The organism is Zymobacter sp. IVIA_12111.31 C1, from assembly GCF_047495495.1.
Lineage (GTDB): Bacteria > Pseudomonadota > Gammaproteobacteria > Pseudomonadales > Halomonadaceae > Zymobacter.
The window spans coordinates 907,918-921,080 of the sequence record NZ_CP179930.1 but is presented as its reverse complement, the minus strand read 5'-3'; the positions used below and the strand labels follow the sequence as shown (position 1 = coordinate 921,080).

The 13,163-nt window shown below is 57.4% G+C and carries 14 protein-coding genes; 6 read left to right on the top strand and 8 right to left on the bottom strand.

The window, feature by feature from the left end; all coding sequences use genetic code 11:
- Positions 1 to 19: 19 nt before the first annotated feature.
- The gene (locus ACMHYW_RS04110; protein ID WP_414501014.1) at positions 20 to 2,188 is read right to left on the bottom strand and encodes a GNAT family N-acetyltransferase; all 2,169 of its coding nucleotides are present in this window, start codon (positions 2,186 to 2,188) and stop codon (positions 20 to 22) included.
- A gap of 173 nt (positions 2,189 to 2,361) precedes the next feature.
- On the opposite strand from ACMHYW_RS04110, the gene ACMHYW_RS04105 reads away from it, so the two are divergent.
- The 4 genes from ACMHYW_RS04105 to ACMHYW_RS04090 are packed head-to-tail and all read left to right on the top strand — an operon-like array spanning position 2,362 to position 5,155.
- A complete protein-coding gene (locus ACMHYW_RS04105) occupies positions 2,362 to 2,502 on the top strand; it encodes a hypothetical protein (RefSeq protein WP_169734036.1) in 141 nt (46 codons plus the stop codon).
- On the top strand, positions 2,499 to 3,248 hold the full coding sequence (locus ACMHYW_RS04100; RefSeq protein ID WP_414501013.1) for a metal ABC transporter ATP-binding protein: 750 nt from the start codon (positions 2,499 to 2,501) through the stop codon (positions 3,246 to 3,248). The genes ACMHYW_RS04105 and ACMHYW_RS04100 overlap by 4 nt, the downstream gene beginning before the upstream one ends.
- Before the next feature lie 59 nt (positions 3,249 to 3,307).
- Positions 3,308 to 4,141, top strand: a complete 834-nt coding sequence (locus tag ACMHYW_RS04095) for a metal ABC transporter permease (RefSeq protein ID WP_414501466.1) — start codon at positions 3,308 to 3,310, stop codon at positions 4,139 to 4,141.
- A 45-nt stretch (positions 4,142 to 4,186) separates the two neighbouring features.
- On the top strand, positions 4,187 to 5,155 hold the full coding sequence (locus tag ACMHYW_RS04090; RefSeq protein ID WP_414501012.1) for a metal ABC transporter solute-binding protein, Zn/Mn family: 969 nt from the start codon (positions 4,187 to 4,189) through the stop codon (positions 5,153 to 5,155).
- Between the two features lie 374 nt (positions 5,156 to 5,529).
- Here the strand turns inward: ACMHYW_RS04090 and ACMHYW_RS04085 are convergent, their stop codons facing one another.
- The 3 genes from ACMHYW_RS04085 to ACMHYW_RS04075 all read right to left on the bottom strand — a co-directional run bounded on the left by ACMHYW_RS04085 (position 5,530) and on the right by ACMHYW_RS04075 (position 8,922).
- The gene (locus ACMHYW_RS04085; RefSeq protein WP_414501011.1) at positions 5,530 to 6,021 is read right to left on the bottom strand and encodes an META domain-containing protein; all 492 of its coding nucleotides are present in this window, start codon (positions 6,019 to 6,021) and stop codon (positions 5,530 to 5,532) included.
- A gap of 214 nt (positions 6,022 to 6,235) precedes the next feature.
- Positions 6,236 to 7,786 (bottom strand): DHA2 family efflux MFS transporter permease subunit, encoded by a 1,551-nt coding sequence (locus ACMHYW_RS04080; protein WP_414501010.1) that lies wholly within the window; start codon positions 7,784 to 7,786, stop codon positions 6,236 to 6,238.
- Positions 7,783 to 8,922 carry an HlyD family secretion protein gene (locus tag ACMHYW_RS04075; RefSeq protein WP_414501009.1) on the bottom strand — a complete coding sequence of 380 codons (1,140 nt, stop codon included), beginning with the start codon at positions 8,920 to 8,922 and terminating at the stop codon, positions 7,783 to 7,785. Before ACMHYW_RS04075 ends, ACMHYW_RS04080 begins: the two co-directional genes overlap by 4 nt.
- A 298-nt stretch (positions 8,923 to 9,220) precedes the next feature.
- Here ACMHYW_RS04075 and ACMHYW_RS04070 point away from each other — a divergent pair, with 298 nt between their 5' ends.
- Positions 9,221 to 9,670: a hypothetical protein gene (locus ACMHYW_RS04070; RefSeq protein ID WP_038279651.1), complete on the top strand. Its 450-nt coding sequence runs from the start codon at positions 9,221 to 9,223 to the stop codon at positions 9,668 to 9,670.
- 70 nt (positions 9,671 to 9,740) lie between these two features.
- Positions 9,741 to 10,421, top strand: a complete 681-nt coding sequence (locus tag ACMHYW_RS04065) for an HAD family hydrolase (RefSeq protein WP_414501008.1) — start codon at positions 9,741 to 9,743, stop codon at positions 10,419 to 10,421.
- Positions 10,422 to 10,478: 57 nt separating this feature from the next.
- On the opposite strand, the gene ACMHYW_RS04060 is transcribed toward ACMHYW_RS04065, so the two are convergent.
- The 4 genes from ACMHYW_RS04060 to ACMHYW_RS04045 all read right to left on the bottom strand — a co-directional run bounded on the left by ACMHYW_RS04060 (position 10,479) and on the right by ACMHYW_RS04045 (position 13,006).
- Positions 10,479 to 11,183, bottom strand: coding sequence for a LuxR C-terminal-related transcriptional regulator (locus tag ACMHYW_RS04060; RefSeq protein WP_414501007.1), 705 nt, complete (start codon positions 11,181 to 11,183; stop codon positions 10,479 to 10,481).
- Between the two features lie 159 nt (positions 11,184 to 11,342).
- On the bottom strand, positions 11,343 to 11,510 hold the full coding sequence (locus ACMHYW_RS04055) for a helix-turn-helix domain-containing protein (RefSeq protein WP_414501006.1): 168 nt from the start codon (positions 11,508 to 11,510) through the stop codon (positions 11,343 to 11,345).
- A 312-nt stretch (positions 11,511 to 11,822) separates the two neighbouring features.
- Complete coding sequence (locus ACMHYW_RS04050; protein ID WP_414501005.1) at positions 11,823 to 12,263, bottom strand: autoinducer binding domain-containing protein; 441 nt, start codon at positions 12,261 to 12,263, stop codon at positions 11,823 to 11,825.
- Between the two features lie 32 nt (positions 12,264 to 12,295).
- Positions 12,296 to 13,006 (bottom strand): helix-turn-helix transcriptional regulator, encoded by a 711-nt coding sequence (locus tag ACMHYW_RS04045; RefSeq protein WP_414501004.1) that lies wholly within the window; start codon positions 13,004 to 13,006, stop codon positions 12,296 to 12,298.
- Between the last annotated feature and the right edge of the window lie 157 nt (positions 13,007 to 13,163).

Genomic DNA, 13,163 nt, shown 5'->3' with positions numbered 1-13,163 from the left:
GGCGACTGCAGCGATAGTCTCAGCATGCAGAATAGCGCGTCCACAGTGCAACCTTTCCGCGCAGCCACTGTTCGAATGCACGCTTGCCCGTCAGTTGAGGAAGCTGTGTTTTGGCCCACGTTTCCGAACGCCCCTGCAACAGCACGCCCGCCATGACAGCCACTTCTTCTAATGTGAGGGCATCGGCATAGCGCAGCAGCGCCCGCTGCAGAAAAGGCCGCACACTCGCCAGGGGTGCCTTTTCTTCCCCAAAGCGCCGAAGCGCATCGCGCTCTGTGCCATCAGTCGGCGGAAGCGATTTGTGTCGATCACGCAGCAGTGCTGCCACCCGCATTGGCGACAGTTCGGCCAACTCGAACGCCAGCTGAACGATGAATGTTGGCCAAAACAGACCACTCAGCGACGCCACGCTCACGTGGCCCTTACGGCACTCGCGCGCCATCATTACAGCGCGTTCACCGGTCACCGTGTCGTCTTTTAATCCCACCCTCACTGTCGTGAAACCATTGTGCTGCCAGAACGCCAGTGTCGAAGGCTTGCCACCAAAACTGACCCCGAGCAGATCAATACCGTCCTGCACGCAGGCATGGTGAACGTGTGCCAGCAGCCGCGATCCAATCCCCTGCCTACGACACTGGGGATGCACAGCGATGCGCGTGATGCGCCGCCAGCGCTGACGGGCAACCTCAGGGTTCCCCGTATGCAGCGCCAGAGTCTGCGGCAACAAATGGCCCGGTGGACGACGACGACCGTCAGCCACTGCCTGAGCCAAGTCTTCAGACAGGCCACCTTCATCAAACGCCATCACCACCGCTGCAACTTGCGGTACGCCAGTTTCCGATGCCACACAGGCTGCCCACAGCGACAGCGCAGGGTGATCGAACAGCGTCTGCAGATCACTGGGCGACGTGCGGTAGTGAGCCTGTACCAATAGGCCAAAGACCTGATCCAGCAATGCAGGTTGCGCCAGTAACTGTGCCTGGCCGACGGTCTCGATATGCAGTGCACCGTTTGCCAGTACCGGACACGGTGCCGCCTCTAGCCGCAGCAGCCGCGCCGTCAGAGCCTCTAGGGGGTCGTCAGCAGCCCAGCGGATAGGCATCAGCAGTTCATAGTGAAGAACACCGGCAGCGTGCGTTTGACTGTGAAGTCGCTGCTGAAGCTGCTGGATGTAATCTGTAAAACCGTGTGCACTGCCTTCATAGCCGTGCAGCGTGGTCGATAGCACGACATGAGGGCACCGTGACAGCCAGCGCCTCAGAAATGGCAGCGGTAAAGCGGCCGCTTCATCGACCAGCAGCACTTCTGGCAGTGCAGTTCCTTCATCCTGAAGCTGCTGAATCAGCGCATCCGGTGCGATGAACTGCAGCGCCCGCTCTCCAAGCTGGAAGCGGTTGCCATCACGGCGGCCTTCCGGACAAAGGCACTGCACTCGCTCGAACAATGCCTCTACGGCAGCGGCACGCGGCGCGGTCAGCCACAGCGTTTCAAACGCCCCTTCCTGCAGCCATGCAGCGACGGCAAGCCCCAGAACAGCGCTTTTGCCTCGCCCTCTTGCCGCGGTCAGCACCGTTACGGCCCGCTCAGGGGCGCCCTTGAGAACCATAAGTGCCTGCCGTTGATCAGCGGTAATGGCTTGCTGCTGGGCAAGCGGCCATGCCAAGCGGGACTCAGAGCGCACGATAGGTGGCACAGCAGCACCGCGAGACGGTGACACAGGCTGTGCTGGGGGGATCGGTAAAGCCGCCAGCCCGCCGTCAGGAATGAACAGCACATAAGGATCTTCCGCCATCACCTGCCGTCGCCACTGATCAAAAAGACCATCAGCGGCCCCCTCGGTATCCGCCGTTAACACTATGGCGACGCCTCCCCCGGTCAGCGCGCCGGCAATCGCCCCAAACGCATCGGCGTCGAACTGCTCGCGGGCATCGACAACCAGCGTGCCCACTTCTCGCCCAAGCTGGGTACGCGCCTGCTTCAGCGTCAAAAAATGTACATCGGGGGGCAGCGCTTCGGGCGGCGCGGTACCTATCCAGACGTGCGGTGCGGGAAAGGCCTGCCACAGAGGCTTCAAAGCAGAAACACACACGCTTCCCGACCATACCCATAACCGGCGCTGACGCAGCGCTGACAGATAGCGGTGCCAATCGCGCAAGCGAGTAACGGCAGCAGAGCAGGTATGGGTCATAGCAGGAGTGGCTCTCTTCAGGGCTAGGGATGAACGATCGCAACGCGGCGGCGTAGGGCTTCTGTCGTTTCAAGGCATAAAATCATTGCGTTTTTGTTATATTATAACTATTTTAGAGACCTTCTGTTTTCCTGGGTTCTCCTCCCTTCTTCATTTCATATACGGAACGGCATATGGCGCACCAGCATCGTCGTGACAGAGCCTGCCAGTTTTCCTTGATGTCGATGTCGGCGATCAAGCGCGTAGGGCTTACGCTCATTCCCATTGCCATGCTCTGGCTGGCGGCATTCTGGGCATTGAAATCAGGCCTATGACACACGATACCTCTACCCAACTCCGTCTTGATCACCTGACACTGGCCCGCAGCGGACGCGTCGTGCTGGACGATATTTCCGGTGAATTTGCCAGTGGACGCATCACGGCCATCATCGGTGCCAACGGCGCGGGCAAGAGCACGCTCGTCTCCGGCATCATGGGCGAACTTGCACCGGTATCGGGACAGATCCAGTGCAACGTTCCCCGCGAGCGTCGCGCATGGCTGCCCCAGCAGCTGGTGCTTGATCTCAGTTTCCCGATGAGCGTCGAAGAGCTCATCATGACCGGCTGCTGGCCGACACATGGCGCTTTGCGTGGCTACTGCAGCCGTTGCTATGGCCGTGGGCGCGACATCATGGAACGCTTGGGCATTTCCCATCTGGCTCACCGCCCGCTGGGCGAGCTATCAGGTGGCCAGCGCCAGCGCGCCCTGCTGGGCCGCACGCTGATGCAGAATGCACGCCTGCTGATTCTTGATGAACCGTTCGCCAACGTCGACACCAACACCGTTGACGTGCTGACCCGTGTACTGCGCAGTATGGCCGATGAAGGGGTCACGATTCTGGTCGTACTTCACGATCAGCAGCAGCTGGCCGAACTGGCCGATGAAGTGCTGCTACTGGCGCAGGGCAAAAGCTACTGGTACAGCCGCGACCAGATCATGGCCGCTATCGACGCCACACCGGGCATGATGCTTCCCGTCCAGCCCATCGCCACTGCCGGTACCAAGGAGCCTGCGCTGTGATCGCCGACCTTCTTTCTTTTCTTCACACCCAGTTCTTCGACTGGCTCGATTTCGCTTTTATGCGGCAGGCACTGGTGGCATCGCTAGCACTGTCGATTGCGGCCCCACCGCTAGGCGTCTTTCTGATGATGCGCGGCATGAGTCTGATCGGCGATGCCATGTCTCACGCCATCCTGCCCGGGATCGCACTGGGCTTCTACATGGCGGGGTTCTCGCTTCCCGCCATGAGCATTGGCGGCATTCTATCAGGTCTTATCGTGGCCGGAATGGCCGGTGGCGTTTCACAGATGACCGGTCACCGAGAAGACTCGGCCATGGCCAGTTTCTTTCTAATGTCACTGGCAGGCGGTGTGTTGCTGATCTCGCTGGGCGGCAAGGACGTCGACCTAACACACGTACTGTTCGGTTCGCTGCTGGCGGTTGATCGCACGGCACTGATGCTGATCCTAACCATCAGTAGCGTAACGTTGCTGCTGCTGGCGGTCACGTTCCGCGCCCTGATTGTGGAGTGCCTCGACCCGCTATTCCTGCGTGGTCAAGGCGTGCGCAGCGGGCTTATTCACGGACTGTTCCTCGGCATGGTCGTACTTAACCTGACCGCGGGCTTCCAGACACTGGGCACGCTCATGGCCGTCGGCCTAATGATGCTGCCCGCAACGGCGGCTCGCTTCTGGAGCAACCGCCTTGAAGGGCTGATCGGCATCGCCATTCTGATCGCCATGCTCTCAAGCGTATTCGGACTGATGATTTCCTACCATCTGGATCTACCGTCCGGCCCCAGCATCATCCTCTTGGCTGGTCTGGCGTACCTGCTGTCCGCACTGCTAGGTCGCCAGCACAGCCTGCTCAGCAAGTGGCGCAAACGTGCCGCTCCGTTGGACAGCACCCTCTAGATCAGGCGCTGCCCGCTTCCAACGTAATAGACAAGGAGATCGCCCATGAAGCCAGTCGCGTTCATGATGTCATTGATGCTGTCGCTCGTCCCACTTGCCAGTCACGCCGCCGAACGGTCCATCAACGTCACTACCAGTTTCAGTATCCTGGATGACATGGTGCAAGAAGTCGGGGGTGAACACGTCCACGTTCGCTCACTGATCTCGCCAGAAGGTGATGCGCATGGCTACAACCCGCGCCCGCGTGACGTAGGGGCCATCGCTCAAGCAGACCTGGTGGTCTTCAACGGCCTGCAGTTCGAAGGTTGGATGTCGCGCCTGCTGGATGCCGCGCACTATCGCAACCCTGTCGTCATTGCCAGTGACGGCATCACACCGCTTAAGAATCAAGAAGAGCATGACGATGATGACCACGATCATGATCATGATGCGCATGAGCATGAAGCGGGCCATGAACATCACCATCATCACGGTCCACAGGATCCGCATGCGTGGCAGGATCTGCGCAACGGTGCCCAGTATGTCCGTAACATCCGCGACGGTCTGATCAAGGTCGATCCGGCCCATGCCGATGACTATCGCCAGCGTGCCGACGCCTACATCGCGCGCATCATGACTCTGGACGGCCAAATCCGTCAGCAGATGCAGCAACTGCCGAAAGATAGCGTCGTCATTACCGGCCACGCCTCCTTCAACTATTTTGCCAACGCTTATGGCCTGCCGTTTATGGCACTGCAAGGGCTGTCCACCGAAGACGACCCGTCTGCGGCCAGCGTTGCCGGACTGGTACGCACGGTCAACGAACATCACGTACGCGCACTGTTTAATGAAAGCATGACGCGCTCGGCCCTGCTGAACCAGTTGTCTCAGGAAACGCGCGTTCCGATCGCCGGCACCCTGCACTCCGATGCACTGGCGGCCAAGGGCGATGCCAGCACCTACCTCGGCATGATGCAGCACAATGCCGATCTGTTGTATAACGCACTGCATGCTCCGGCGGCACCGCGCCCCTGAGCCAAAGACTCTGGATGAGTACAGAGCGGAGCGGTTAGCGCTCTGAAAACGCAAGAGGCCTCGCTCACATTGGTGAGCGGGGCCTCTTGTCATAAAGAGCCAGCATATCAACGGTTCGGCGCTCTTTGCCCGTTCGGCAAACGTCACCTCTGCGTTTGCCATCGGCGTCGCATGTATCCGCCCCGGTCACCCTGCTGTGCTGAAAAGAGGTCATCGACTCCCCATCCACAACCTCTTGGTTCACTCACATACAAAAAGGCCTGCATTCTACGGAATGCAGGCCTTTATTCACTCGACCGACCAAACTCACCCTCAAGAGACACCGCACCGTCATACGCAGCGTTTCTCTCCGGGTGAGAATGTGAGGTTAACGATCAGTGATGACCGCCACTAGCGGCTGGCTTTTCTTCGGCAGCACTGCCGACTTTAATGAAGTATACCAGTGTCTTCGCGTTGGCCTTGAGGGTCAGCTTGCCGCGACCATACTCTACCGTGGCACCTTTTTCGAGCATGGTGCCGATGTCATGGTCGAGTGCATTCAGCTGATCATCGGCGCACAGGCGGCGCGTCATGGCGAGCATCGGGGCTGTCAGCACCTGACCGTCCAGCTTGGCACTGCCAGAGAAGCTGTTGCACATCTGCCCTGCAATCCGCAGTGAGCCGTCATCGTTACGCACGAAGCTGAGGGACGGTGCGCCCACTTCACGCGAGTCGATTGCCTTGCCATCGACTTCCTTCAGTTCGAAGACGTGGTTGTTCACTGCGTCATTCAAGGTCGGTGGCGTGTTATCGCTCTCCGTCTTGCTGTGCCCGCAACCGGCCAGCAGAGCAGCCATGCCAAGAATTACTACCGAACGCTTCATCATCACGATTCCTCCCTGGGCAGAGCGCTCTGCCCTCCGTGCTCAACCTAAGCCGAGCGCCGTTTCCATGTATGAACTAGAGAATAATCAGCGGCAAAATGCCTCTCAAGCATATCGGCACGTTGACCATGATGCTTGCCAAAATTCTGACCTAAGTTGTCAGTATTCAAGGCTTACTGTAGCGGGTGGCGGCGCACCTCGCCATCATCAATGGCGATCAGTGCGCGCCTTTGGACTGCGCCTTGCGCAGTAAGAGCACGAGAGGAAGGGAAATGAAGAACATCAGCCCCAGCCAATAGAAGATGTTGGTGAATGCCAACGCCTCCGCTTGGGTAGTAATTGAAGCCGCGATGCTTTTCAGGCCGGCCGTCCACGGATGATCAGTAGACGACAGCATTACTTCATAGGTCTGCAGGCGCTCGACCACTTCTGGCCGTCCATCATTAATGGCAGGAATCATCTGGTTCCAGTGATAACTGACTTGGCGCAGATGAATCGTGTTCAGCAGTGCCAGACCGATGGCGCCCCCGAGGTTGCGCATAACGTCCAGAATCCCCGAGCCTTGACCGACATCGCGCGCAGGCAGGTTCCCCAGCGCCACACGCGAGATAGCGATGAAGGACATCATCATTCCGACACCGCGGATGATTTGCGGCCAGAAGAACTCATGAAAATCGGACTGCGCCGTCAGGTTTGCGTTCATCAACGATCCCCAGCCGACCAGTGCAAAGCCACCGAAGATGAACATGCGCAGGTCGACATGGTCACTGACGCGGCCCAAGATCGGCGCAGAGACGAACATCGCCACACCGGTAACAGCCATAATATTGCCAATCTGCATGCTGCTGAAACCTCGCACCGTACCGAAGTACAGCGGCATCAGATAGACCAGCCCGTAGACCGCCACACCCAGAATGAAGTTCAGCCAGACACCGACGCAGAAATCGCGCTGTCGGAACAAGCGCAGGTCAATGATGGGGTGAGCGGTAGTAAAGACGCGCAGGAAGAACAGCACGGCTGAAATGGCACAGATCACGGCGCAGACAAACACCGGCTGACTGGAAAGCCAATCGTGCCGCGGCCCGTCCTCAAGAATGTACTCCAGCGTTCCGAGGAAGAACGCCATCAGCACAAGCCCTATCACATCGAGCTGTTCGAGTACCGATCGCTCGCCCTTGTCGATATCTAGGAAGCGCCAAACACCGACCACAACCAGCACCCCCGGCACCACGTTAAGCAGGAACAGCCAGTGCCAGCTCAAGTGCTCGGTGATGTAGCCGCCGAGCGTCGGTCCGATGGAAGGTGCCGTGGTAGCCACGATGGCGATGAGCGCTTGGATCTTGCCCATCTGATTGCGCGGAAACAGCGTGAAGCTGATGGCGTGGGCCAGTGGGATCATCGCCCCACCGAGGAACCCCTGCAATGCACGCAGGATGATCAGCTGCCCGATGGATTCCGACATGGCGCAACCAACGCTCGCCAGTACGAAACCGCCCCCTGAGATCACGAACATAATGCGCGTGGAAATGATGCGCGCCATGGTGCTGGCCAGCGGAATCATGATGACTTCAGCGACCAGATAAGCCGTCTGCACCCATGCGATCTCGTCAGGGCTGGCCGACACGCCCGCCTGTATCTCGTTGAGCGAGCTGGCCACAATCTGGATGTCCAGAATGGCCATAAACATCCCCAGCACTGCGGCGAAGAACCCTATCTGCACCCGCAGTGGTGGCATTTCCTGTGGGCCTAGCGCCTTGACTGCACTCATGAGTGGTTCGCGTTATCTGCCGTGGTGGAAGTAGACACCTCATCTACCGTCGTGCGCAGCGCAGGAGCAACGTACAACGTGTTCCCGCCGAGATCATGAGTGTCAACGCTGGGTTCGACAGACAGCCCAACCTGCAGCAGATTGAGCTTATCGAGCGGCCCAGTCAGGCGGATACGCACCGGCACACGCTGAACGATCTTGTTGAAGTTACCGGTAGCGTTGTCGACCGGCAGCAGGCTAAAGGCCGAGCCGGTAGCCGGTGCCAGACTTTCAACCTGTCCGGTAAAGCGAATATCAGGGTAGGCATCAGCGCGAATCTCGACCGGCTGGCCGATACGCATGCGCGTGATCTGCGTTTCTTTGTAGTTCGCGACGATATACAACGAATGTACCGGTACCAGCGTCATCAGGGTCTGGGACGGCTGCGCCAGCGTTCCCTTCTCGACGCTAACGTTACCGATAACACCATCGGTGGGTGCCATGATGCGCGTCTTGGTCAACTGATGGCGCGCATAGTCGACCTGAGCCTGCGCTTCGGCAATCGTGGCACGTGCACGGTCGAGGGAAGCCTCGCGCAGCTCCAGACTGCGGTGCGCAGAGATAATGGCGGCACGTTCGGCACGCACAGCGGCATGCGCCACATCGTAGTCGGCCTGCATGTCGTCAAGGCGCTGTCGAGACACCGCGCCCTTGTCGAACAGCTCTTGGATACGCGCCAAGCTAACGCGAGCCTGTTCGTCGCGTGCAGTGTCCGACGCCAGCTGTGCATTGTACTGAGTGATGGTGGCGCGCTGGAGTTCAATGTTGCGGGCCGCTTCAACGCTGGAGGCTTTCGATTCATCCAATGCCGCAATGGCTTTTTCCAGCTGACGCTGATAATCGGTAGGATCAAGCACGACCAGCACATCACCGGCCTTCACCTGCTGGTTATGAATCACGGGAACATCGAGCACGCGCGCGGTAACTTCACTGCGCAACGACACAGAATCCGCCCGCACATATGCATTGTCCGTCGATTGGTGAAACCGCCCCGACTGCAGCCAGGACACCAGCATAAACATGCCGACGACGAGCAGGATAAAGACGACAAGGGTGATGATGAAGCGTTTCAGCCACGTTCTGGTCAATGCATGCATGGCGATTCCAAGGAGATATAAGCGGGCGAACAGGAATAGGGCCGACCGAGTGGGCCTGGCACACGAACAGCACAGGCACGGACGCGATCACGCCAGAAAGGGTACGCGATTGCCTAGACCATCGCAACGCACTGGCTCCGCCATTGTAGCGGCAGATGATGCAAATGTGTGCATTTCTATCGAACAGTGTTCCGTATTCCGATAGTGAGCGCTAGGGGATGACGATATACTCGATATAAGAATCCAGCGACAGGCCGATGCCTGCCCTCCTTCTTCTGTCCATCAGAGGTCGATCATCATGATGCAACGCGGATACCTTTGTGCCCTGCTTGTAGGCTTTATCGGCCTGTCGGCAGGCAATGTGCAGGCCGACGATACCGGCTATACGCTGCCCTATCGCGACGTTCTGGCCATGCCTCAGGCGCAGGAACGACTCGATCCTGCCGTACGGCTCTTCTTCGGCCAGCAACAGTTCCCCCAGCCCACCTCGTGGCGTCACGACTACTTCGTCGATCGCTCGGGCAATGCCCTGTTCAAATCGGCTGAAAGCGCTTGCCGCAATGTCGCATTGGAAAACCTAGTGACGCTACAGGAGCGTGCACGCGCAGTAGGTGCCAACGCCGTCGTCAATATCGTTAGCGACTACTCACGTTCACCGCGTAACGACAGTGACAGCTACCAGTGCCATGTGGGCAGCATGACGGCCAACGTGTCACTGAAAGGCACCATGGCGACACTGCCAGACTGACTGCACGCCCCAGACGCGCTAGCATGCCTCATCAATGCGCCTTTTATAGATCAAGTGAATGGAGAACCTTATGGCGGCAACATCTGACTGGTGCCTGATTTTCGACTGCGACGGCACGCTGGTTGACAGTGAACCCCTGTTGGCCGACGAAATCGCCACTGCGTTCACATCGCTGGGCTTTCCCTTCGTTCCCGATGATTACTTGCACGTTTACAGAGGCACAGCGTTCCTATCCATCCTCAACCAGCTTCAGGCGCGCCACGGCCCGCTTCCGGTGACTACCGAACAGGCCGCTAAAGCCGAGGCAGAGATGCGCGTGCGCCTACTGAAGCGCATGGAAACGGATATGGGGTTGATCGACGGCGCCGAAGAAGCACTCGACGCACTGGCGGACATCCCCCACTGCATCGCCTCTAACGGTCCAGGTAACAAGGTACGCCTATCGATGCAGGTCACTGGTCTCGGCCGCTACTTCGGCGACCACCTCTACTCCGGTTACGACCTGAAATGCTGGAAACCGGACCCGGGCATGTTCCTCAAGGCCGCAAGGGATCTAGGCAGCCGACCAGAACACAGCATCGTCATTGATGACGCACTAGTAGGGGTGAATGCAGGGCTGGCAGCAGGCATGCACACACTGCATTTCAAGCCTCATCACCCTGACGAGCCGACTCCAGAAGGCGCACTGGAACTGTATGACCTGCGCGACCTACCGCAGGTAGTGGCGCGTTTAATGGCCGAAATGCCGTAATGACACCACGCGCACGGGAAGCGGCCTTCTCCCTTTCCGTGCACTCAGTGTTCATGGTTAGAAAAGCAGTTTCAGGAAGATGGCGCGTACAACGGCTGCCGTTTTGTTGGGCGCGTCCAGCTTCTTCATCGCATTGCGCAAATGGAAATTGATCGTGCTAGGACTGAGCATCAGTATCTCGGCGATCTGATCAGCTGTCTTGCCATCGCCGGTCCAGCGCAGCACTTCTCTTTCCCGCAGTGACAGCTGTATATCGGTATCGCTTCTTACCTTGTTCATCCGGCTCAATACCGCGGTCGCGACCCACTGCATTCTGAAATCGACATTATCCAAATAGCGCTTGGTTAGGCTGTCACTGCTATCTGCATAGAAAACGCTGTACATGTTTTTCCGCTCCACCAAGGACTGGGCCCATCCCCCACGATGGCCAGAACTGTAGTATTCCTCACACAGATCAGGAATTTCCTTGAAGACGGCATCTTCAGTCGTTCCTTCCCATGAAAATGGCGTCATTGACCGAGCACAGTGACGTGACATGGGCGTTTCCAGATAATCCCCATTCCTCTCGCGTTCGTATGTCTTATCCTCTGCCGTATACAGTGTCATTATCTTGGGGGTTGCCAAAGGCAGAGGAATGAGGGAGCGAAACCCGCAGAATTCGAACCCGATAGGGGCAATGACCTTTATGGTGGCATCCAGCACATCCTGCATGCCGTTTGCGTTTTCCAGGCCCGTAAATAGATCAACCTGCCAGTTGTTCATTTCAAGCGTCCTTTGCTGTAATTGTTGCTGACCATCTTCTTCTAGAAAAAGTGGCAATATAGCGCCTTCCTGACAGCGGTTTTCTTGTTGGATGCGTCCAGTTTCTTCATGGTATAACGCAGGTGGAAATTCGATCGGCCTGCATGATCGGTCGGCATGTCAAAACAGCAGATTAAGGAAGATGGCACGTACAACAGCGGCGATCTTGTTGGGCGCATCCAGTTTTTGCATGGCCTTGCGCAGGTGGAAATTGATCGCGCTGGGGCTGAGCATCAGTATCTCGGCGATCTGATCAGCTGTCTTGCCCTCGCCTGTCCAGCGCAGCACTTCTCTTTCCCGCAGTGACAGCTGTATATCGGAATTGCGCCCAGCCGGCGTAACGTCCTAAGCCGTAATATTCTTCCCACAGTTCGGGTTGCTTAAAGAAGGTCTCATCATGCGTATTGCCCAGATAGTAGAAAGGCTCCATTGACCTAGAACAGTGTTTCACTCCAAGAGAGTCATCGTACCCACCCTCTGAGACCTTCTGGAGCACTTCATCTTCTGATGTATTAAGGGCCAGCGTTCTTTTTTGAGTAATAGGAAGCGGAAGCTCAGTCCTCCAGCCCGCATAATCGAAACCAAAATCCCTCACCGTCCTCAGCGTTGTAACAAGAACGTCCTGCATGTTCGTTGCCCGTTCCAAACCTGTAAACAGAACATGTTCTGCTTTTCGATCAGCGACTGTGCCCAGCCGCCTCGATGGCCGTAACCGTAGTATTCCTCGAAGACTTCTGGCATCTGCCTAAAGACGGAATCCTCGGTGGTGCCCTCCCATACGAAGGGTGTCATGGATCGCGAACAGTGCACCGACATTGGTGTTTCCAGATAGCCACCGTTCCTTTCCTTCTCATACATCTCATCCTCAGCGGTATAGGTCGTTATCAGCTGAGGACGAGAGAGCGGCAAGGGAAACAGCAACCGAAAGCCACAATATTCAAACCCGATCGGCTTTATGATCTTGGCGGTCGCATCCACTATGTCCTGCACCGTATCGGCACGTCCAAGGCCCGTAAATAAATCAACCTGCCAGTTGTTCATTTCGAGTGTCCTTTGCTACTTAGGGGGTCATCCTAATAAAGAAGCCTGAGAAAAATGGCGCGTGCCACCGCCATATTGATGTCCGTACAGCCCAGCAACTTGCAGGCATTCTCCAGCACAGCATTGATCCACCGGAGAGGTTTATGCAGGACATCGGCGATCTCTTCGACGTGCGGACAGCCCTGCGCGTAGAGCCGCAGTACCTGGCGCTGTTCGGCCGTCAGGGCAATGTCCACCGTAGTCGGCAGTTCGTTTAGTCGCACATAGGCAGCAGCGCATACCCATTGCAGGTGCTGATCGGCGCTGTGCATATCGGCGGCGGAAAATGGCTGCGTGCTCTCGACGTAGAACATGTTGTAACGCTGTTCATCGGTATCTATCGACTTGGACCAGCCCGCGTAGTGACCAAGACCGTAATATTCTTCGAACAGTTCCGGCGCCAGATGAAAAGCTTCGTCCTGGGTTGTCCCCAACCAGATGAACGGTGCCGACGATTGCAAACAATGGCGGGAACTCGGGGAATCATCATAGCGGCGGGCGCTTTCCTGCTGGTGCGCCATATCGTTTGAAGAGGTGATAGAGAGATGCTGCCCACCCTGCGCGTCGCTTGATGCCAGTCGCCAGACACAGAAATCGAAACCGAAAGGACGCACTGCGGCAACGGAAGCATCCATCACACTCTGTAACGACTGGGCAGCATCCAGCGAGGAGAACAGGTCAATCTTCCAATTATTGGCGTTCATGGACCTATCCTCCTTCGTTTGTTGTGCATGCAGCGCTAGGCAGTATTCGTCGGAGACGTTCCGGCCATCTTCGCGATGAAAAGTAGCGTCTGTAACGTGCTGGAACGCCCGTAGCATCTATAAGCTGCCAGCTTAAAAACAGATTGATTACTCTAAA